Source organism: Marinobacterium lutimaris (assembly GCF_900108065.1).
Classification (GTDB): domain Bacteria; phylum Pseudomonadota; class Gammaproteobacteria; order Pseudomonadales; family Balneatricaceae; genus Marinobacterium_D; species Marinobacterium_D lutimaris.
In genome coordinates, this window is sequence record NZ_FNVQ01000001.1 from 270,786 (window position 1) to 290,032 (window position 19,247).

20 protein-coding genes are annotated in these 19,247 nt (G+C 57.3%); 15 read left to right on the top strand and 5 right to left on the bottom strand.

Annotation, left to right across the window (positions count from 1 at the left end; all coding sequences use genetic code 11):
- Nucleotides 1-136: 136 nt before the first annotated feature.
- Complete coding sequence (locus C4S72_RS01340; protein WP_104001279.1) at nucleotides 137-559, bottom strand: DoxX family protein; 423 nt, start codon at nucleotides 557-559, stop codon at nucleotides 137-139.
- Nucleotides 560-654: 95 nt separating this feature from the next.
- Between C4S72_RS01340 and C4S72_RS01345 the strand changes: the two genes are divergently transcribed.
- The 11 genes from C4S72_RS01345 to C4S72_RS01395 all read left to right on the top strand — a co-directional run bounded on the left by C4S72_RS01345 (nucleotide 655) and on the right by C4S72_RS01395 (nucleotide 10,803).
- The gene (locus C4S72_RS01345; RefSeq protein WP_104001280.1) at nucleotides 655-1,602 is read left to right on the top strand and encodes a 1-aminocyclopropane-1-carboxylate deaminase/D-cysteine desulfhydrase; all 948 of its coding nucleotides are present in this window, start codon (nucleotides 655-657) and stop codon (nucleotides 1,600-1,602) included.
- Between the two features lie 53 nt (nucleotides 1,603-1,655).
- Nucleotides 1,656-2,537: an NAD(+) kinase gene (locus C4S72_RS01350; RefSeq protein WP_104001281.1), complete on the top strand. Its 882-nt coding sequence runs from the start codon at nucleotides 1,656-1,658 to the stop codon at nucleotides 2,535-2,537.
- A 7-nt stretch (nucleotides 2,538-2,544) separates the two neighbouring features.
- Entirely contained in the window at nucleotides 2,545-3,528 is a 984-nt protein-coding gene (locus C4S72_RS01355; protein WP_104001282.1) for a metallophosphoesterase, read from the top strand.
- Nucleotides 3,525-4,376 carry a rhomboid family intramembrane serine protease gene (locus C4S72_RS01360; protein ID WP_104001283.1) on the top strand — a complete coding sequence of 284 codons (852 nt, stop codon included), beginning with the start codon at nucleotides 3,525-3,527 and terminating at the stop codon, nucleotides 4,374-4,376. Before C4S72_RS01355 ends, C4S72_RS01360 begins: the two co-directional genes overlap by 4 nt.
- 50 nt (nucleotides 4,377-4,426) lie before the next feature.
- Nucleotides 4,427-4,696 carry a YeaC family protein gene (locus C4S72_RS01365; RefSeq protein WP_104001284.1) on the top strand — a complete coding sequence of 90 codons (270 nt, stop codon included), beginning with the start codon at nucleotides 4,427-4,429 and terminating at the stop codon, nucleotides 4,694-4,696.
- A gap of 5 nt (nucleotides 4,697-4,701) precedes the next feature.
- Nucleotides 4,702-5,535: a DUF2797 domain-containing protein gene (locus C4S72_RS01370; RefSeq protein WP_104001285.1), complete on the top strand. Its 834-nt coding sequence runs from the start codon at nucleotides 4,702-4,704 to the stop codon at nucleotides 5,533-5,535.
- Between the two features lie 14 nt (nucleotides 5,536-5,549).
- On the top strand, nucleotides 5,550-8,183 hold the full coding sequence (gene pepN, locus C4S72_RS01375; RefSeq protein ID WP_104001286.1) for an aminopeptidase N: 2,634 nt from the start codon (nucleotides 5,550-5,552) through the stop codon (nucleotides 8,181-8,183).
- 95 nt (nucleotides 8,184-8,278) lie between these two features.
- A complete protein-coding gene (locus C4S72_RS01380) occupies nucleotides 8,279-8,665 on the top strand; it encodes a hypothetical protein (protein WP_104001287.1) in 387 nt (128 codons plus the stop codon).
- 16 nt (nucleotides 8,666-8,681) lie between these two features.
- Nucleotides 8,682-9,509 carry an AlbA family DNA-binding domain-containing protein gene (locus C4S72_RS01385; protein ID WP_235009010.1) on the top strand — a complete coding sequence of 276 codons (828 nt, stop codon included), beginning with the start codon at nucleotides 8,682-8,684 and terminating at the stop codon, nucleotides 9,507-9,509.
- Complete coding sequence (locus tag C4S72_RS01390; protein ID WP_235009011.1) at nucleotides 9,502-10,095, top strand: HAD family hydrolase; 594 nt, start codon at nucleotides 9,502-9,504, stop codon at nucleotides 10,093-10,095. Before C4S72_RS01385 ends, C4S72_RS01390 begins: the two co-directional genes overlap by 8 nt.
- A 153-nt stretch (nucleotides 10,096-10,248) precedes the next feature.
- Complete coding sequence (locus C4S72_RS01395) at nucleotides 10,249-10,803, top strand: hemerythrin domain-containing protein (RefSeq protein WP_104001289.1); 555 nt, start codon at nucleotides 10,249-10,251, stop codon at nucleotides 10,801-10,803.
- Between the two features lie 36 nt (nucleotides 10,804-10,839).
- Here the strand turns inward: C4S72_RS01395 and C4S72_RS01400 are convergent, their stop codons facing one another.
- Nucleotides 10,840-11,454, bottom strand: a complete 615-nt coding sequence (locus tag C4S72_RS01400; protein ID WP_104001290.1) for a riboflavin synthase subunit alpha — start codon at nucleotides 11,452-11,454, stop codon at nucleotides 10,840-10,842.
- 149 nt (nucleotides 11,455-11,603) lie between these two features.
- On the opposite strand from C4S72_RS01400, the gene C4S72_RS01405 reads away from it, so the two are divergent.
- Nucleotides 11,604-12,488 carry a TIGR01777 family oxidoreductase gene (locus C4S72_RS01405; RefSeq protein WP_104001291.1) on the top strand — a complete coding sequence of 295 codons (885 nt, stop codon included), beginning with the start codon at nucleotides 11,604-11,606 and terminating at the stop codon, nucleotides 12,486-12,488.
- Here the strand turns inward: C4S72_RS01405 and C4S72_RS01410 are convergent.
- Nucleotides 12,466-13,347: a potassium channel family protein gene (locus tag C4S72_RS01410; RefSeq protein WP_104001292.1), complete on the bottom strand. Its 882-nt coding sequence runs from the start codon at nucleotides 13,345-13,347 to the stop codon at nucleotides 12,466-12,468. The two genes, C4S72_RS01405 and C4S72_RS01410, sit on opposite strands and share 23 nt — an antisense overlap.
- A 24-nt stretch (nucleotides 13,348-13,371) precedes the next feature.
- A complete protein-coding gene (locus C4S72_RS01415) occupies nucleotides 13,372-15,030 on the bottom strand; it encodes a BatD family protein (protein ID WP_104001293.1) in 1,659 nt (552 codons plus the stop codon).
- A 124-nt stretch (nucleotides 15,031-15,154) separates the two neighbouring features.
- On the opposite strand from C4S72_RS01415, the gene C4S72_RS01420 reads away from it, so the two are divergent.
- Nucleotides 15,155-15,373, top strand: coding sequence for a DUF2835 family protein (locus tag C4S72_RS01420; protein ID WP_104001294.1), 219 nt, complete (start codon nucleotides 15,155-15,157; stop codon nucleotides 15,371-15,373).
- Between the two features lie 113 nt (nucleotides 15,374-15,486).
- Nucleotides 15,487-16,521: a quinone-dependent dihydroorotate dehydrogenase gene (locus tag C4S72_RS01425; RefSeq protein ID WP_104001295.1), complete on the top strand. Its 1,035-nt coding sequence runs from the start codon at nucleotides 15,487-15,489 to the stop codon at nucleotides 16,519-16,521.
- A gap of 75 nt (nucleotides 16,522-16,596) precedes the next feature.
- Here the strand turns inward: C4S72_RS01425 and rmf are convergent, their stop codons facing one another.
- Complete coding sequence (rmf, locus tag C4S72_RS01430; protein ID WP_081849848.1) at nucleotides 16,597-16,803, bottom strand: ribosome modulation factor; 207 nt, start codon at nucleotides 16,801-16,803, stop codon at nucleotides 16,597-16,599.
- Between the two features lie 306 nt (nucleotides 16,804-17,109).
- On the opposite strand from rmf, the gene rlmKL reads away from it, so the two are divergent.
- On the top strand, nucleotides 17,110-19,233 hold the full coding sequence (rlmKL, locus tag C4S72_RS01435; RefSeq protein ID WP_104001296.1) for a bifunctional 23S rRNA (guanine(2069)-N(7))-methyltransferase RlmK/23S rRNA (guanine(2445)-N(2))-methyltransferase RlmL: 2,124 nt from the start codon (nucleotides 17,110-17,112) through the stop codon (nucleotides 19,231-19,233).
- Nucleotides 19,234-19,247: the final 14 nt, after the last annotated feature.

Sequence of the window (19,247 nt, forward strand, 5' to 3'; positions counted from 1 at the left end):
TGGGCTTCGGAGTTATTGTGATTTCGTACGCTGGCGTTGGGTTTATCTATTGATCTGATCAGTGCGCTTTGTATCGGCTGGGTCCGCCGGGACCTGTGTTGTTTTCGTCTCGGCGGAGTCTTGGAGGGGCGAAGGCTTAGCGCCAGGCAGGGTTGCTGACTACGGAGTAGCGACCGCAGCCCAGGAACATGATCGCCAGGGCGGCGAAAAAGAACACCATCATATGTTCGATGCCCCAGGCGCCTACCGGTGTCACGGTGAAGGTCTTGGCGACGCCGGTCAGCATCCAGGCGAATACCATGGTTCCGAGCATGAAAAGTGCGGAGATACGGGTGAGGATGCCGAGTATCAGCAGCACAGGTGCTACAACCTCGCCCATATAGACGCCGTAAGAGATCCAGGTGGGCAGGCCGTTGGCTGACAGGATGCCGGCGATTCCGCCCAGGCCATGGGTGATTTTGTGCCAGCCGTGCATCAGCATCATGGCGGCAAAAGATGCTCGCAGGACGAATTTTCCCAGATCGGGGCAGTCGAGCAGCCGGTTGATGGTGGATAGCATAAAAAAGTCCTTTTATTTGAGGGGTTAAGCTATGACATTATCGCTTTTGGATGACGGAATCTATCGTCTGCTGTTGAGCTTTGTCAGGTGGTGTTATGAATAGCAGGGCGTTGCCTGTTACCGAGCTGGAATCGCCGTTTTACCGCCGTGCGGGTATTCGTGCCGCGGTGCTGCGGCTTGATCAGACGCACCCGCAGATCAGTGGCAACAAGTGGTTTAAGTTGTTACCACTGATTCGTCGGCTTGAGGCTGGTGCAAGACCTAGGTTGTTCAGTTTTGGCGGTGTCTGGTCGAACCATCTTCATGCGCTGGCATTTGTCGGCAAACGCTTCGGCGTGGAAACGCTTGCGTTTGTGCGTGGCCATCCTGAGCAGACGGAAACGGCGATGTTGCGCGATGCGCGCAGTTGGGGGATGAAAATCCACTTTCTCGGGCGCGAAGACTATGCCCGCCGCAGCGATGCCGAATTCCTTGATGAGCTGGCTAAGGCTTATCCTGGCTGGGAGTGTCTGCCAGAAGGTGGCAGTAGTGCCGACGCCGTGGTGGGCTGTTCCGAGATCTGGTCATTGCTCGAAGAGGGTGAGTGGAGTCGGCCGGATCTACTCGCCTGTGCTTTGGGTACGGGTGGTACGCTGGCAGGTCTGATCGCTGGCAAGCCTGCGGCAACAACGGTTCTTGGAGTGCCCGTGCTTAAGTTGGGCTCTGAGGCTGAAAGATCGGTATGCTCTCTGCTGGAGGCGGCGGGTTATGCGGATCCTGGTGGCTGGATGCTGGATACAGATGGCTCCTGTGGTGGCTATGCGCGATTGCCGGCGTCGCTGGCGCACTTTATCTGCGCCTTCGAACAGCGCTACCCTGTGCCTCTTGAACCGGTTTACACCGCCAAGTTGTTCCAGGCCGTAAATCGACGGATTCAAAGCGGCAGCGTGGCGCCGGGAAGTCGTGTTCTGTTCGTCCATACCGGCGGCCTTCAAGGGCGGCGAGGTATGCAGACGAGAATAGATCGTGCGCTCTCTGCCTTTCAGGGGCCTCAGCCCTTATAATGCAGCGAGTCCCCGATGGGATGCCACCGGATCGCAACACTAAGGGCAGTGCAATGGAGAGTTTTCGAAATATCGGTCTGATCGGTCGCCTGGGCAGCAAGAAGGTGATCGATACGCTCAAGGCGTTGATCCGGTATCTGGAAGATCAGGGGGTGAATATCATCCTCGATGAAAAAATTGCCGAGGTGATGCCGGGTCACGGCCGCCAGGTCGCCAAACAGTCCCGCATGGGTGAAAGCTGCGACCTGGTGATTGTCGTCGGTGGCGATGGCAGCCTGCTTGGTGCAGCACGTTCCCTGGCGCAAAGCCATGTGCCGGTGCTTGGCGTTAACCGCGGTAACCTGGGCTTTCTAACCGATATCACTCCCGCTGAGATAGAAGAGAAGGTGGGAGAGGTGCTCGCCGGACGCTATGCCGTCGATACGCGCTTCCTGCTTGATGTGACGGTCAAGCGTGATGGTGAGCCGATCGCTGAATCCACCGCGCTGAATGATTGCGTGCTGCACCCGGGCAAGGCGACCCGGATGATCGAGTTTGAGCTCTACATCGAGGGCCAGTTCGTATACACCCAGAGATCGGATGGTCTGATCGTTTCCACGCCGACCGGCTCTACTGCCTATGCACTCTCTGGCGGCGGACCGATTATGCACCCGCGGCTGGATGCGCTGGTGCTGGTGCCGATGTTTCCCCATACCTTGTCCAGCCGCCCGATCGTTGTCGATGGCAGCAGTGAGCTCAAGCTGGTAATCAGCGAGCGCAACGAAACCTATCCTTCGATCTCCTGCGATGGTCAGATGAATATTGCGTTGGCGCCGGGTGACACGGTGACCATCCACAAAAAACCGCACAAACTTAAGCTGCTGCACCCGCTGGATTATGACTTCTACCGCACCTGTCGGGAGAAGCTGGGCTGGGGCACCAAGCTGGGCGAATAGGTGACTTGTGACAGAAGACTTTCAGGGCGTTGACCTGATCGGCGATGTCCACGGCTGTGCGATCAGCCTCTGCCTGCTGCTTGATCGCATGGGCTACCGCCGCATCGATGGGGTTTACCGACACCCGACACGCAAGGCGCTGTTCATCGGCGATATTGTCGATCGGGGGCCGCATGTCCGTGAGGCGCTGCATATTGTGCGCGCCATGGTCGATGGCGGCCAGGCCGGTATTATCATGGGTAACCATGAGTACAACCTTCTTTGTTACCTCACACCATCCCCCGACGGCAGGGGTTTCCTGCGGGAACACAACCCGCGTCATCAGCGCATTCTGCAACAGACGCTCGACCAGTTCGCCGAGTACCCCGAAGAGCTAAACGATTACCTGCAGTGGTTTATGCAGATGCCCCTGTTTATCGAGACGGACAGGTTTCGGGCGGTGCACGCCTGCTGGTCGCAAACACTGATTGATCGTTTTCGTGCGGAGCATCCGGACGGCCGTATCGATCATGAGTTTCTGCTGCGTTCCTCGGTTTCCGGTAGCTTCGAATGGGATGTGATGGATCGTCTGTTGCGCGGTACTCATCTGCGGTTGCCGAACGATGAGGTGATTGTCAGTCGCGATGGCTTCAAGCGTAAATTCTTCCGCACCAAATTCTGGGCTGAAACCCCTCAGCGCCTTGGCGATGTGGTGTTTCAGCCCGATCCTTTGCCTGAGCATGTGGCGCGGCGTGAGATTCAGCCGTCCCAGCGTGAAGATCTGCTCTATTACAGCCCCGATGAGAAGCTGTTGTTTATGGGGCACTACTGGTGTGAAGGGGTGCCTGAGCCGATCACCGATAACATCGTCTGTCTCGATTACAGCGCCGTGAAATACGGCAAGCTTGTAGCCTATCGGTTGGATGATGAAACCAGTTTCCGGCGCGATAAATTTGTTTGGGTGGATGTGGCCAGAGAAGTGGGTCGCATGGATGCGGAGTTGGGTGGATGATCCCTGTTTTCAGTGCGCCGCTAAGTGAAGACCTGGCGCCTTTTACCGCACTGCTTTGGGAATATGAGATTCCTCACCGGGTGATAGAGGAGGAGGGCAAGCAGGTGCTGCTGGTTTCTCCCTCTATAGATCCGGGTAAGGTGCGGTCGCTTTATCAGTATTGGAAGGATGGCGGTGACCTTAATGCCATAGAGATCCGGCGTCCGGTTCGGCGCCAGAGCCGTTTTGGTGTTCAGGCGGTGAACCCTTCGCGGATACCGGTGACGCTTGCGCTGATCGCTCTTAGCGTTTTGGCTACCTTGCTGATCAGCTTTGGTGTCAATGACAGCTGGATGTCATGGCTGACTTTTACCAACTATCTCACCGATGATCAGAGCATCGGGTCGGTGCTGACCATGCTCTCTTCGGGGCAGTGGTGGCGTCTGGTTACGCCGATTTTTCTGCATTTCAGCGTGCTGCATATTCTGTTCAACCTGCTGTGGGTCTGGGTAGTAGGGCAGCGGGTCGAAGTGATGCAGGGCGGTAAGGCGCTGCTGGCACTGGTGCTGGTTACCGGTGTGGCATCAAACCTCGCGCAGTACCTGATCTCTGGTCCGCTGTTTGGCGGTATGTCCGGTGTGGTGTTTGGTCTGCTGGCCTACACCTGGATCTGGGATCGGCTGGAAAAACGCCGCCGCTTCGGATTTCCGCCGGCACTGATGGGGTTGATGGTGCTGTGGCTCGCATTGGGATACACCGGCGTACTCGAAGGTGCGGGTATGGGGGCTATCGCAAATACCGCGCATCTGGTTGGCATGCTCGCAGGCCTGGCCTGGTATCCAATCGGACGCCTGTTCGGGCCGCGTTGAGTGGCGCTGTGTTAGTATGAGCAAGAGTAGAAACAGCGGGAGTTTTACCGATGAATTTTGAAAAAATGATCGAGGCGATGACGCCTGAGGTCTACCAGTCACTAAAGCGAGCGGTTGAACTGGGCAAGTGGCCCAATGGCGAGCGCCTCACTCAGGAGCAGCGTGAAACCAGCCTGCGTGCGGTAATCGCCTATGAACATGCGCGCAATATGCCGGAGGCAGATCGGGTTGGCTTTATCGATCGCACCAAGGCTGATGGCAGCAAGCATGGCAGCGATCCTTTTGCTGCGGATACAATCAAGATTCTGACTGAGCACTGAGCCGAATGGAGTTACTGGGTAAGGGCGCTCTGCGCAAGATGGAAGTCGCACTGGAATCGCCGGTGCAATACCGCTTAAGGCTGGATGACGCTGAGCAGACCATCGATATGAATGCGTTGCTCGGACAGCCGATCACGCTCAGGTACGAAGGTGCGATCAACTGCCTTCATTGTGGCCGCAAGACCAAGAAGAGTTTCAACCAGGGTTTCTGTTATCCCTGTTTTACCCGGCTGCCGCAGTGTGACAGCTGTATCGTCAAGCCGGAAAAGTGCCATTTTCACGAAGGTACCTGCCGCGATCCTGCCTGGGGTGAGCGCAACTGCTTCGCGCCACACATCGTCTACCTGGCAAACTCCTCCGGCCTCAAGGTGGGTATCACCCGTCGCCAGCAGATCCCGACCCGCTGGATCGACCAGGGTGCGGTGATGGCGCTGCCGATTCTTGAAGTGGACAACCGTCTTCATTCCGGTCTGCTGGAACAGGTTTTTGCCGCCCATGTAAACGATAAGACCAACTGGCGTGCCATGCTCAAGGGCGAGGTGCCGGAGCTGGATCTGAAAGCCGAACGTGACCGCTTGCTGGAGCTCTGTGCCGAGCCAATTTCGGTGCTGCGGCAGGAGCATGGTGCGGATGCTATCCGAGAGCTGCCGGAGCAGGCTCAGGTCGATATCGAGTTTCCGGTATTGCAACATCCGACCAAGGTGAGCACCTTTAATTTCGACAAACAGCCAGAGGTGGCGGGCACGCTGCTCGGCATCAAGGGGCAATATCTGATACTGGATACCGGCGTGATCAATATCCGCAAGTTCGGTGCCTATCAGGTCAGCATTTTCGCGTGAACTCAGGAGTGACAATGTCTCAGCAGGGGTCTCAACAGTCTCAACAGCAACCAGAGCCGATCTACCTCAAGGATTACAAGGCTCCGGCATACCTGATCGATCACACCGACCTGCGTTTCGAGCTCTATGAAGAGGAAACGCTGGTCCGTGCCACTCTCAAGGTACGGCGCAATCCTGCGCGTTCCGGCAAGTCACCGCTGGAGCTGCATGGTCATGAATCACTTGAACTCTGCCGTCTTTCTATCGACGGCGAGGTATTGTCAGAGCGGGATTTCAGCCGCGATGACGAGCTGCTGCATATCGCCGATGTGCCGGATGAGTTTGTACTGGAGTGTCTGACCCGAATCCATCCGCAGCTCAACACCGCGCTGGAAGGGCTCTATAAGTCTGATGGCATGTTCTGCACCCAGTGCGAGGCGGAAGGTTTCCGTCGCATCACCTTCTACCCTGACCGTCCCGATGTGATGTCTGTGTTCCGCACCACGGTGGAAGCGGATCGCAAGCTTTACCCGGTACTGCTCTCCAACGGTAACCCGGTAGAAAGCGGCTCGGCCGATGATGGCCGCCACTTTGTCACCTGGGATGATCCCTTCCCCAAGCCCGCTTACCTCTTTGCGCTGGTTGCCGGTGATCTGGCGGTGCTCGAAGACAGCTACATCACGGCATCAGGGCGCAAGGTTAAGCTGCAGATCTATGGCGAGAACAAGGATCTCGACAAGCTTGACCACGCCATGCTGTCGCTTAAGAACGCCATGCGCTGGGATGAAGAGGTGTATGGCCGCGAATACGATCTGGATATCTACATGATCGTGGCAGTGGACTTCTTCAACATGGGCGCCATGGAGAACAAGGGGCTCAACATCTTCAACACCAGTTGCGTGCTGGCGAGCCCGCGTACCACTACCGATGCCGCGTTCCAGCGCGTCGAAGGGGTGGTTGCGCACGAGTATTTCCATAACTGGTCCGGTAACCGTGTCACCTGTCGTGACTGGTTCCAGCTCAGTCTCAAGGAGGGCTTTACCGTCTTCCGCGATTCCGAGTTTTCCGCTGATATGAATTCGCGCACCGTGAAGCGTATTGAAGACGTCTCCATGCTGCGCACGGCACAGTTTGCGGAAGACGCCGGCCCCATGGCGCACCCGGTGCGTCCTGAATCCTTTATCGAAATCTCCAACTTTTACACCCTGACCATTTATGAAAAGGGTGCGGAAGTGGTTCGCATGCTACACACCCTGCTGGGCGCGGAAACCTTCCGCAAGGGCTCCGACCTTTACTTTGAACGTCATGACGGTCAGGCGGTGACCACCGATGATTTCGTCCAGGCGATGGCCGATGCTTCTGGTCGCGATTTTACCCAGTTCAAACGCTGGTACAGCCAGGCGGGCACGCCGCGGGTTGAAGTCAGCGATAGCTGGGATGCCGCCAAGGGCGTTTACAGCCTGACATTGCGTCAGAGCTGCCCGGCAACGCCGGGACAGACTGAAAAACTGCCGTTCCATATGCCGGTGGCATACGGTCTGGTGGCTCAGAACGGCGTTGAGCTGGAAGCCGGCGTGCTGGAACTGACCGACAGCGAGCAGACTTTTACCTTTGACGATCTGCCGGAGAAACCGGTGCCGTCACTGCTGCGCGGTTTCTCCGCGCCGGTGAAACTGAGCTATCCGTACAGCGACGAGCAACTGCTGCTCCTGCTCAAACACGACGGCGATGGTTTTAATCGCTGGGATGCCGGTCAGCGTATCGCCGTGAATCTGATGCAGCAGCTGATCGAAGATCATCTGGCCGGAAAGGCGCTGAGCCTGCCGGATGCGATGGTCGATAGCTGGCGTGCCGTGCTTAACGATGAATCCCTGGATCCGGCCATGGTTGCCCATCTGCTGCGTCTGCCGAGCGAGGCTTACCTGGCAGAGCTTGCGGAGGTGATCCAGGTTGACGCGATCCACGCCGTGCGGGAGTTCCTGCGCAAGGCGCTGGCTGTGGCTCTGCAGCCCGAGTGGCTGGAGGCTTACAAGCGCTGCACATCGGATGAGCCTTACAGCCCGGATGCGGAATCCTGCGCCCGTCGTGCGCTGAAGAATCTCGCCCTCGGCTATCTGCTGGCCACCGATGAAGATGCACTGCTTGCCCTTGCGGAGGAGCAGTTCGTCGATGCCGATAATATGACCGATCAGCAGGCGGCGCTGAGCCTGGTGGTTCATTCCGGCTTCCGCGAAGCGGGTCAGCGTTTACTGGATGATTTCCATACCCGTTGGCACCATGAAGCGCTGGTAATGAACCAGTGGTTTGCGGTTCAGGCCAGCGATCCCTGGTCCGGTGCGCTGGAGCGGGTAAAAACGCTGCAGGAGCATCCGCTGTTTGATGCAAAGAACCCGAACAAGCTGCGCTCGCTGGTGGCGGCGTTCTGTGCTCAGAATCCGGTCAGCTTCCATGCCCAGGATGGCAGCGGCTATCGTTACCTTGGGGACTGGATCATCAAGCTGAATAAGAAGAACCCGCAGATTGCGGCGCGTCTGCTGACACCGCTGACCCGCTGGAAGCGTTATCCGCAGGCTGCCCAGCAGCTGATGACAGCCGAACTGGAGCGTATTCTGGCGCAGCCAGAGCTGTCCAAGGACGTCTACGAAGTGGTCAGCAAGAGCCTGGCGTGAGCCCGGCTTCTGTATAAACGTCGCGGGAGAGGTTGACGCTGCCCCTCGCGATGGCTTTGAATCTATGGAATAAAACACAACCGGGATAATAGAGAATGGATAGAACCCTTGGCGTATCCGACAAGTTCGAACTGCAGCAGAACTATCGCCGCTTTCTGAAGTATCAGGAGCAGTTTACCCTCGCCAATGATGCTCTGAAGGATGCACGGGCAAGCCGGGTCTGGATTGCGGGGCTGATCATGCTGCTGTTCGCACTGGCCTCCGATTTCTTCCTGGGCGCTTCCGCCGCACTTTTTGGCCTGTACTTCTACCGCATAGCGCTGGCCTGGTACCAGAGCTCCCAGGCGGAAGAGGGCCGTGAGCAGATGGAGCGCTGGTTCGCAGGCAAAGGGCTGAAGTTTCAGGGACGGATTCTCTACTTCCGTGAAGACGATATGCTCGAGAATCCGATCGACCCGTTCGACGACGCGCTGTATCAGTAAGCCGGCAGCCTGAACCGTGAAGCGTGAGTATCGACGCCTGAGTCGGCGCACCCAGCAGCTGCTAGAGGCGCCGGAAGGGATCAATATCGATTTCAAGCGCGAGGTTCAGGCGGTGCGCAGTGCCGATCTGGTAGCGTTCGCCAACTCTCCCCAGGGTGGTACGCTGCTGATCGGTATAGACGAATACACCAGCCCCGATGGCGTTCAGCGGGGTCGGGTGGTCGGTTGCGATGTGGATGACCGGGCGCGTCTGCTGCTGGTCAACAAAGCCACCGAATGCATTCCCAATATTGATCTTCGGATCTACACAGAAAACCTCTCCCAGGCTCGACCGGTACTGCGTGTCGAGATCCCCAGTGGCAATCTCAAGCCTTACTGTACCCACGGTGGTGAGTACCGTATTCGAACCGATGGTCGTAACCGCGCGCTGTTACCGGAAGAGCTGCTGGCGATCTACATGGATCGCGAGGGTGAGCAGTTCCTGTCCCGTTTTCGTGATGCGGTATTTCAGCTCGAGCATCAGGTCGAGAACGTTAACTACTCGCTCAGCAGCGGCATGTTGTCGGTCAGCCAGCATCTCGAGGATCTGGATGACCAGCTGCGCCATACACTGCATCGGATCGAACAGCTCACTGACAGTAACAAGAAACGCTCGCGTAACCTCTTGCAGGCGCTGCGGGAAAGTCAGCGCAGCATTCTGCAACTGGAGCAGGTGGTGGTGCCAAAACGCGGCGCCGTCAGCAGCAGCCTGCTGGAAGACATAGAACATAAACTCGGCATGTTGCTCGATCTGGTCGATAGCGATGCCGAAATTTCCGATAACTCGGAGGGATTCCGTGACTGATCTGCTGGAGCGCCGTTTTTGGGTTTTTGACCTGGATGGCACCTTGACCCGGCCGGTGCATGATTTTGCCCATATTCGCCGTGAACTCGGTCTGGCGCCGGATGCGGATATTCTCTCGACCCTGGGGGCTTTACCGTCTCCGGAGAAAGAGTACCAGTTCGAGCGTCTGGACGAGCTTGAACTCTTTTATGCTGCCAAGACCGAGCCTGCGACCAGTGTGGTTGAGCTGCTGGATCTTCTGGCCGCTCGGGGTTGCCACATGGGTATTTTGACGCGTAACTCCCAGCCGGTGGCGATACGCTCGCTACGCGCCATCAATGCGCTGGAGTTTTTCAACCCGGAGGATGTGCTGGGTCGTGATGAAGCACGTCCGAAACCCGATCCCGAGGGGATTCAGACGTTGCTCCATCGTTGGCAGGCAACACCCGATCAAGCGGTGATGGTGGGGGATTTTCGCTACGATCTGGAGGCCGGACGCACCTGCGGTACCGCCACCGTGCATGTTGATCACGGTGTGCATGCTGGCTGGCCGGAGTTAACCGATCTGCGTGTGACCTGCCTGTCTCAATTGGTTGAAAAACTCTAATTCCAGGGGAAGCCGTTTAGTTGATTTAAGCCAGTGGCATGTTCTGAGAGTTGTCTATAGTGGTAGGTGAGGGTCGCTGGTAGAGCTTCGCCTGAAATGGATGGTACGGATATCTCCCAGCCGTCTTCTCACTACTCACTCGGAGGGTTCACTATGGCTATCATTGCGGAACTGCATCAGGAACACGTCAATCTGAAGCGTCTGCTCGACATGCTTGAGCGCAAGATAGAGAAGTTTCGAGAAGGTTCTCACCCTAATTTTCAACTGATGTCCGATGTGGTCAGCTACGTAGGTGGCTACGCGGATATCCATCATCACCCTCGCGAAGACCGAATGTTCGAGTACTTTCGGGGTCGCGATGCCGAGCTGGACAAGCTGATGTCGGATTGTGAAGCCGAACATGCCGAGCTCAAGCATCTTTCATCCCAGATTAAGGACTCTATTGAAGGGGTGCTGCACGATGCTGCAGTGGTGCCGCTGGATCAGATGGTGGATCATCTGGAACAGTTTGTGAAACTGGAAAATGAGCATCTGGATACGGAAGAGGGGAAAATATTCCCCGCCCTGGAAAAGCTTGGCTCCGATGATGACTGGAGCAAGCTGGATGCCTCCCTGCCTTCACCCACCGACCCGCTGTTTGGGCTTAAACAGTCTGAAGAGTACCGCGATCTTTACGAGGCCCTTTACAGCGACAGGGACGAGGAGTGATCCAGCCCTGCTATCTGTGAAGCCGTTTCCTGTTCCTCAGGCCTTCTCGCGTTCGGCGAGATAACGTTCCACCGTATCCACGATCGCCTGGGTCTGGGGATCGATCTCCACATTGACGCGAGCACCTTCGGTGACTGAGCCGAAGGTGGTCATACGCAGGGTTTCCGGGATCAGGTAAACACAGAAACGGTCGGTTTCCACGCGGGCCAGTGTCAGGCTACATCCGTTAAGTCCCACAAAGCCTTTGGCCAGCAGGTAGGGTGCAAGCTTGGTCGGGCGTTCAAACCAGATGACACAGTTGTCTTCGCTCTGTTCTATCGACAACACCTCAAGCGTGGCAAATACGTGGCCGGACATGGTATGACCACCAATCTCGTCGCCGACGCGCGCGGCACGTTCAAAGTTGACCTCATCACCTAAAGCCAATCTGCCCAGGTTGGTGGTATCCAGCGTTGCAGCGATCAGGTCAAAGCTGATCTTTGCGCCCTCGAAACTGGTTACTGTCAGGCAGGTTCCGTTCACGGCGATGCTGGCGCCGGTCTGCAGGCGCTCGCAATGCTCGATCGGCAGGGAGAGTGTCAGCCGCATGAAATCATCCTTTCTTTGCAGATCAATAACCTGCGCCTTGCCCTGAACGATGCCGGTGAACATGCTGTGCTAATCTCCTAGTAAGCAGGGTGTTGAAAAGCGCTTTTGAGGCAGCCGAGGCAACGCAGATAGCTTTTCAGCATCCTGTGGGTGAACCAAGTGGGATGGACTGCCCGTAGCAATATACCGGAAACCCACAGGGGAGAATAATCATGAGAGTCCTGATCACCGGCGGTACCGGCTTTATTGGGCGTCGTCTTGTGGCGGCACTGCTGGCGCGAGGTGATGACGTAGTGGTGTTGAGTCGCAGGCCCGAATCGGCCGAACTGGACGCCCGGGTTGGCCTGTACTCTGAGCTGGATCAGATACGTGGCCCCGTGGATGCGGTGGTTAATCTGGCCGGCGCGCCCATCGCCGACAAGCGCTGGAGTGATAAGCGCAAGGCGCTGTTGCGTGAGAGCCGCCTTAAAACTACAGAGCAGCTGGTCAGTTGGATGGCAGGGCTTGAGGCTCGGCCCGAGGTACTGGTGAGTGGGTCGGCCATAGGTTTTTATGGCAGTCAGGGCGATCTGGAGCTCGGTGAGGAGGCCGCTCCAAAGGTCGACTTTGCCCATCAGCTCTGCGCCGATTGGGAGGCGCAAGCGCTCAAGGCAAAAGAGCAGGGTGTGCGGGTCTGTTTGATCCGCACTGGCGTGGTGTTAGGCAAAGGCGGCGCGCTGAATAAGATGCTGCCACCGTTTCGCTTTGGCCTCGGCGGCCCCATCGGCAGTGGTCGGCAGTGGATGTCATGGATTCATATCGATGATGAGGTGGCCGCAATTCTCCACTTGATCGATCACGAAACCCTGGAGGGTCCGTTCAACCTGACCGCACCCAGGCCCGAGACTAACGAAAGCTTCAGTAAAACCCTGGCCTCGGTGCTGGGGCGCCCCTGTATTTTCAGGGTGCCGACGCCGGTGATGCAGCTGATGATGGGTGAGGCGGCGGATCTGGTGGTGAAGGGGCAGAGAGTGGTGCCTACCAAGTTAATGCAAAGCGGGTACAGCTTTCGCTACACCGATCTTGAACCGGCGCTTACTCAGGTTTTGAAGGCTTAGGGGGCGGCTCATTTTTTGGTGCCCGCTCCCGCGCCTCCAGTGCTTCAAGGCGCTCAAGGGTGGTGACGGCGCGAGCCAGATGGTGCTCGATACGATCGAGACGGGCCTCAAGCTGGTTGATCCGCTTGATGTTCTGATCTTCCTTCTCGACCATCTCCTGCTCGTCGCGCTCGATGAAAAACACCGAGAAACTGGCAGTCAGCATCGAAAACAGACCCAGCCCCAGCAGGATCAGCACCATGCCGAACAGGCGACCTTCGGTGGTGGAGGGAACCAGGTCGCCATATCCCACCGTAGTCATGGTCACCCATGCCCACCAGATGCCGTCGAGCGGGCCGTTAAAGGCTGGATCGATGCCTGAGATAAGGAATCCGGACATCACCAGAAACAGAAAGGCGATGCCCATGGTTTTGCCGAGTTGGTGACGCGACAGTATCAATCTCAGGTCCTGGGAGACTTTAAACAGAATGCTGACCATGATCAGCAGTCTCAGGCCCCTGAGCATGCCCGTGTAGAAAAACTGAGCGCCGAGAAGCACCGGGATACCGGTCAGTATAATCAGCAGGTTGAGCCAGTTGCGGCGAAGATAGCGGCGGCGATCATCAACCAGAGAGAGCATCACCGCCATTTCGGCCGTGAAGCAGAGCCAGGTAAACCAGTCTGTCAGCATCGTCAGCTGTGGCGAACCCATACCCTTGGCCTTCAAATACCAGTCCAGCACTATCCAGAACACCAGTGCCAGCATGGGCCACTCCATGCGCTTGCCCCAGCGTTGGGCGCGGGCGTTTTCGTGACTGCCGACGCCGCCAAGCCCTATCCAGTGCATCAGTCGGTTGTGTTGGCGGTAGCGGTCGCTCATGGTGCTAGAGTCCGGTTTTTGATATCAGGATGCCTGCAGAAAAGTGGGTTCGCTGGCGCTGTTGGTGACTGCTTCCTGCTGGTGCTGGCGCCTCCGCCGCAGGGTATCGATCGCCTGCATCAGCAGGTCGCCCTGCCAGAAACTGGCGTCATCGTGGAGCTGTTGTTCAAGGTCGAGAATCAGGTAGTCGAGCGTCTGGTTGCGTGCGGCATCACCGATATCTTCCAGGCAGTCGATATGGCGCTCGGGCCAGAAGTTCTGTGCCCACTCGGTGAGGCGTGCCTTGGCTAAAGCGGCGTTATTCTGCTGGCAGGCGATAGCCAGGGCCTGGAAAGTGTTGCGTTCTGCACGGTCGTTGGCAAGCAGGAGCTTACGCTGGCGGCGGATCTCCTCCTCTTTCTCCTCGGCGCTGTTATCGGCCTGGTATTTCTTAAGCTTTGACCAGGTGTAAAGCCAGCCCAGCGAGCTGACGATGCTGAGCAGGGTCAATAGCCCGATCAGGAGGTAAAGGCGAGGCCCGCTTAATGGGTTTGCGTCGAGCGATCCCACACCGGCAGCGGCAGAGTCTACCAGCGGCGGTGCTTCAACGTGGAAGCGGCGTGCGGGCAGGGCGGCGTGTCGCGCACGGTCCAGGCTGACATCCCACCAGTGCAGATCAATAGGGGGTAAACTGAAGTCACCGCTACCCAGCGGCTCGATGCTGACCGTCTCCCGTCGTGTGCTTACCAGACCAAACTGCGAAGCGGATTCGCTCAGACTCACATTCTGAATCTCAATGTAAGAGTCGTCGCTTTCGGTGGATACCAGCTGCGGCAGGCTGCTGGCGGGCAGGCCTGTCACGGTGAGGGTCAGTTCACGGGTAAAGCGTCCGCCGGGGCGCAGGTTCTGGGGTGGGCTCCAGCTCTCTTCCAGGCTGAGGCTTTGTGCCGGCAGCCAGGATCCCTGGGTGCTGCGATGGGCTGGCTCCAGCACTTCTACTTCCAGCGTTTCCCCCTGCAGCTCGGTCAGGTTCTGATCCGCGGTGCGTGGCAGCTGCAGCCGGGGCCCGTCGATTACCAACGGGCCGGTTTCCACCGGGAAGATCGCGTACTGCTGCTCGGTAATCTGATAGTTGGCGCCGCGGAATTCGCCGCTATAGTGCTGACGTTCACCAAGCTCGTGCACCTCGCTGTTTCCCGCTGAGGGGGCAATAAGGCGCGCGTTCTGTGGTAGCGGGTCGCGGTGGTAGATACGGGCGGTATAGAGCAGCTGGCCCTTCAGATAAACGTCGCGGCTGTCCAGGCTGCTATCGAAAAAGGTGGCGGCGCCGGGTTGGCCTGCCATGGCGGGGCTGACCTCTGCGACCTGAATGGCGATAGGTTGAGTCAGCTGCTCTGCCAGGGTTAGCGCCGGGACCTGCAGCGTGCCTGAGCTGCGTGGTCGCAGCGTGATCTGCCAGCGGGTGCGGACATCGCGACCGGCACTGCTGTGGCTGGAGATCAACGTGCGTTTACTGCCTAAAATACGGAAATCGCGGTGCAGCGGTGAGAAGTCGGGGCGGCTTTCGACCTGGTCATCCACTTCGAGAGTCAGTGTCAGGTTGTCCAGCGCAGTGATCTCGGTCCGGTCCAGCGTCGCTTCAGCCTCCGCAAATGCGGTTGTCGCGGTTCCCAGCAGTAACAGCGCAGCTAGCAATCGTTGCATTAATTAATCCGGACAGGTTTGGACTCGTCACCTCTAATTCATTATCAGTTAAGGTAAAATGCATGGCAACTGTATGAAAGAGCAGACGTGATATTAGTGTCTGTCAGTGAGCAAAAAAACGCCAATGAATGAACTTATTGTGGATCTAAACATAAGTGACAGGGAGTTTGAGCGGCTTTATCGCGGTGAAGTCCGCGATGTGGTCGTGCGGGCGCGTGACGGCCGCAGGGTACGTTTTCCTGCAACTTCGTTGAAGCGTTTCGTCACCCGTGAAGGGATTCGTGGCAGTTTCCGCATTCGTTATTCGCCAGAAGGGCGTCTGCAGGATATTTCCCGCCTTTAAACGACCTCGTTGAGCCGCTAATTACGCCGTCTTTTCTCTGCGAGAGTTGAGGTGTCAACTCGGCAGCAGATCGTTATAATGTCCAATCATTTTTTTGTGCCTGATGAGGAACCATGCTCTACGATCTGGCTCGCGCACTGATGTTTAAACTTGATGCCGAAAAAGCCCATGACCTGGCGCTTGGCAGCCTGTCGATGAGTTCTTCCCTCGGGCTTGATCGTATGTTCAGGTCTCCGGAAAGCTCCACGCCGGTAGAGGTGATGGGTATCAGGTTCCCCAACCCGGTTGGTCTGGCCGCGGGGCTCGACAAAAACGGCTCTGCCGTTGACGGTCTGGCAGCGCTGGGTTTCGGCTTTATCGAGGTGGGTACGGTCACGCCGAGAGCGCAGTCGGGCAACCCCAAGCCGCGCCTTTTTCGCCTGCCGGAGCATCGCGCGATTATCAACCGCATGGGCTTCAACAATGATGGCGTTGATCAGCTGCTTGCCAACCTGGAAGGCAGCCGGTACAAGGGCGTGCTGGGCATCAACATCGGCAAGAACAAGGATACACCCAACAACAAGGCTAACGACGACTACCTGTTGTGCCTGCGCAAGGTGTACGACCGTGCCAGCTATATCACGGTGAATGTTTCCTCACCCAATACGCCGGGGCTGCGTACCCTGCAGTTCGGTGAGTCGCTGAACAGCCTGCTTGATGCATTGAAAACCGAACAGGCGCGTCTGGCCCGGGTACACGGTCGCTATGTACCTATCGCGGTAAAGATCGCGCCGGATATGAGCGAAGAAGAGTTCGGTCTGGTGGCGGGTTCGCTGAAAACTTACGAGATGGATGCGGTTATCGCCACTAACACCACGCTGTCGCGCGAGGGGGTCGAGGACTCCCCGCTGGCGGATGAAGCGGGTGGCTTGAGCGGTGAGCCGGTGCGTCAGTTCTCCAACCAGGCGATTCGTACCCTGTCCAAAGAGCTGGGCGGCGCGCTGCCGATTATCGGTGTCGGTGGTATTTGCGAAGGGTTTGATGCGGCGGAGAAGATTGAAGCCGGTGCGAGCCTGGTGCAGATCTATACCGGTTTTATCTACCGTGGCCCGGCATTGGTTCGAGATGCTGTTCGGGAGATCGCGATGCTGAACAGCGCCAGGCGCTGATCAGCATCGGTGCCGGAACGCTAGGGTGGGGTTTAGCGGACCGGCGATCGTAAAGAATAGTCAGTTGTTAATCGGTTAATGAAGTGATGGATTTGCCTGTATTGCAGAAACGCCGGACATTCCGCTCCAGTGTGCCTCGCGTCCTTCACGCCAGCCGCTCATCCAGTGGCTTCTAAGTTCCGTTGCCTGAACCGGACATTCGCTCTGGGACTTGCCACAAAGACCGGCCTGAAAACCGCGGTTGAACAGAGTTGAGGTACGATCCCGTTTCTGTTTTTTCATATTGCGCCTCGCATTGTTCTATTCTTCGAAGTGGCGCGACGGGGAATACCGCCGCGCTTGACGCTTGAGACAACTAACCGCTGTCGTCTCGAACTCATTCATATCTCGAACGTCGTATTCAGGTGTAATTTAAAATACCTATTTGTAATAAATTTCTGATAGCGGAACTTATGACGCAGGTGCAAAATAACTGTAAATTCAAAAGCTTGTAACCTGTCTGAAATTAAGTTCCGTGCCGTGAAAATATTTCACCTGGCCAAAAAACTGAACCTGAGCTGAATTACCCACGCTGGAGCCCTGTCTGAGATGAGATTTTTCGTTACCTGCCCCAAGGGAATAGAGCAACTTCTGGAGCAGGAACTGTCTGCCTTGGGCGCCGAAAGCGTCAAGCAAACGGTTGCTGGTGTATACGCCGAAGGCGAACTTGAGATGGCTTACCGCATCTGTCTCTGGTCACGCCTGGCAAACCGCGTCCTGCTGCAGCTCTGCGAGGCAGAGGTAGAGACCGCTGACCAGCTTTATGCCCTGGTGCAAACGGTGGATTGGCTGGAGCACCTGCGCCCCTCGGGTACCTTCTGTGTGGATTTCAGTGGTAAGAGCAACGCGATCAATAACACTCATTTTGGCGCGCTCAAGGTCAAGGATGCGGTGGTCGACCAGGTGCGTGCTGCCACCGGCAAGCGTCCCTCGGTAGAGCGCACCGGGCCGGATCTGCGGGTGAACGTACACCTGGCTAAAGGCAAGGCCAGTGTCGCGCTGGATCTGTCCGGTGATAGCCTGCATCGCCGCGGTTACCGTCAGCAGGCGGGTGAAGCGCCGATGAAGGAGAACCTGGCGGCAGCGGTGTTGATCCGTGCCGGCTGGCCGGAGATGGGCGAGGGCACGCTTGTGCTCGATCCCATGTGTGGTTCCGGTACCTTGTTGGTCGAAGCGCTGTTGATGGCTACCGATACTGCGCCTGGCCTGCTGCGCAAGCAGTTTGGCTTCAGTTACTGGCCCGGTCATCAGTCGTCGCTCTGGCAGCAGCTCGTCGCAGAGGCCGAACAGCGTCGTGCCGCCGGTCTTGAGCGCTGCTCTGTCCGGGCGTTTGGTTTTGACGCCGATGACAAGGTGCTCAACAAGGCAAAGCATAATGCCCGCCAGGCGGGTGTGGATCGCTTTATCAGCTTCCGTCAGCAGGAACTCGCGGGTCTTAAGCAGCCTCAGGGAATCGAGCCGGGTCTGGTGATTACCAACCCGCCTTACGGTGAGCGTCTCGGTGAAGAGTCTGAGCTGATGTTCCTCTACCGCCTGTTCGGTCAATTGCTGCGGGCCCACTTTGTTAACTGGCGCGTCGGGGTCTTCACCGGTAACCCAGAGCTGTGCAAAGTGATGAAACTGCGCGCGGACAAGCAGTACCGCATGTTTAACGGTGCTATCCCGAGCCAGCTGCTGATGTTTCAGGTGCATCAGCGTGAAGAGTCTGCCGAGACTGAAACCCACAAGCTGTCGGATCAGGCGCAGATGTTCGAAAACCGCCTGCGCAAAAACCTCAAGCAGATGGGGCGCTGGCGCAAGAAAGAGGGGATCACCTGTTTTCGCGCCTACGACGCCGATATTCCCGAATATTCGGTGGCGGTGGACTGCTACGATTCCATGGTGATGGTGCAGGAATACGCGCCACCCGCCAGCGTCGATAAGGTGAAGGCGTTTGAGCGGCTGCAGGATGTGATGAAGGTGGTGCAGCAGGTATTTGAGCTGACCCCGGATCAGGTGGTGCTGAAGCAGCGTAAGCGTCAGTCGGGTACGGATCAGTACAACCGTCACGACGAGATCGGTCACTTCTTCACGGTTGAGGAGCATGGCTGCAAGCTGCGTGTAAACCTGCATGACTACCTGGATTCCGGGCTGTTCCTTGATCATCGCCCGGTGCGGCGCATGATTCAGCAGCAGGCCCAGGGCAAGGATATGCTGAACCTGTTCTGTTACACGGCCTCGGCCAGTGTTCACGCCCTGGTGGGCGGTGCCAAGAGCACCACCAGCGTGGATATGTCGTCGACCTACGTGGAGTGGGCGCGGCAGAACCTGGCGCTCAATGGTGCAGACCCTGCCAAGCATGTTCTGATTCAGGAGGACTGCTTCAAGTGGCTGTCGCGTCCGCGTAAGGAACGTTTCGACCTGATCTTCATGGATCCGCCCACCTTCTCCAACTCCAAGCGGATGCAGGATGTGCTGGACGTGCAGCGCGATCATGTGCGCCTGATCAAGGATGCCATGGAGCTGCTGCGTCCCGGTGGCCTGCTGATCTTCTCCAACAACTACCGCCGCTTCAGTCTTGATTATGAAGCGCTGGAGGCGTTTGCGATCCGCGATACCACACCGGCGACGCTGGATCCCGATTTCAAGCGTAATTCACGTATCCACTGCGTGTTTGAAATTCGCCACGGCTAGGCAAAAGCGAGACG

Coding starts and splice junctions, on each gene's coding strand:
- C4S72_RS01340 (WP_104001279.1), bottom strand. CDS start 559: ATGCTATCCACCATCAACCGGCTGCTCGACTGCCCCGATCTGGGAAAA.
- C4S72_RS01345 (WP_104001280.1), top strand. CDS start 655: ATGAATAGCAGGGCGTTGCCTGTTACCGAGCTGGAATCGCCGTTTTAC.
- C4S72_RS01350 (WP_104001281.1), top strand. CDS start 1,656: ATGGAGAGTTTTCGAAATATCGGTCTGATCGGTCGCCTGGGCAGCAAG.
- C4S72_RS01360 (WP_104001283.1), top strand. CDS start 3,525: ATGATCCCTGTTTTCAGTGCGCCGCTAAGTGAAGACCTGGCGCCTTTT.
- C4S72_RS01365 (WP_104001284.1), top strand. CDS start 4,427: ATGAATTTTGAAAAAATGATCGAGGCGATGACGCCTGAGGTCTACCAG.
- C4S72_RS01370 (WP_104001285.1), top strand. CDS start 4,702: ATGGAGTTACTGGGTAAGGGCGCTCTGCGCAAGATGGAAGTCGCACTG.
- pepN (WP_104001286.1), top strand. CDS start 5,550: ATGTCTCAGCAGGGGTCTCAACAGTCTCAACAGCAACCAGAGCCGATC.
- C4S72_RS01380 (WP_104001287.1), top strand. CDS start 8,279: ATGGATAGAACCCTTGGCGTATCCGACAAGTTCGAACTGCAGCAGAAC.
- C4S72_RS01395 (WP_104001289.1), top strand. CDS start 10,249: ATGGCTATCATTGCGGAACTGCATCAGGAACACGTCAATCTGAAGCGT.
- C4S72_RS01400 (WP_104001290.1), bottom strand. CDS start 11,454: ATGTTCACCGGCATCGTTCAGGGCAAGGCGCAGGTTATTGATCTGCAA.
- C4S72_RS01405 (WP_104001291.1), top strand. CDS start 11,604: ATGAGAGTCCTGATCACCGGCGGTACCGGCTTTATTGGGCGTCGTCTT.
- C4S72_RS01410 (WP_104001292.1), bottom strand. CDS start 13,347: ATGAGCGACCGCTACCGCCAACACAACCGACTGATGCACTGGATAGGG.
- C4S72_RS01415 (WP_104001293.1), bottom strand. CDS start 15,030: ATGCAACGATTGCTAGCTGCGCTGTTACTGCTGGGAACCGCGACAACC.
- C4S72_RS01420 (WP_104001294.1), top strand. CDS start 15,155: ATGAATGAACTTATTGTGGATCTAAACATAAGTGACAGGGAGTTTGAG.
- C4S72_RS01425 (WP_104001295.1), top strand. CDS start 15,487: ATGCTCTACGATCTGGCTCGCGCACTGATGTTTAAACTTGATGCCGAA.
- rmf (WP_081849848.1), bottom strand. CDS start 16,803: ATGAAAAAACAGAAACGGGATCGTACCTCAACTCTGTTCAACCGCGGT.
- rlmKL (WP_104001296.1), top strand. CDS start 17,110: ATGAGATTTTTCGTTACCTGCCCCAAGGGAATAGAGCAACTTCTGGAG.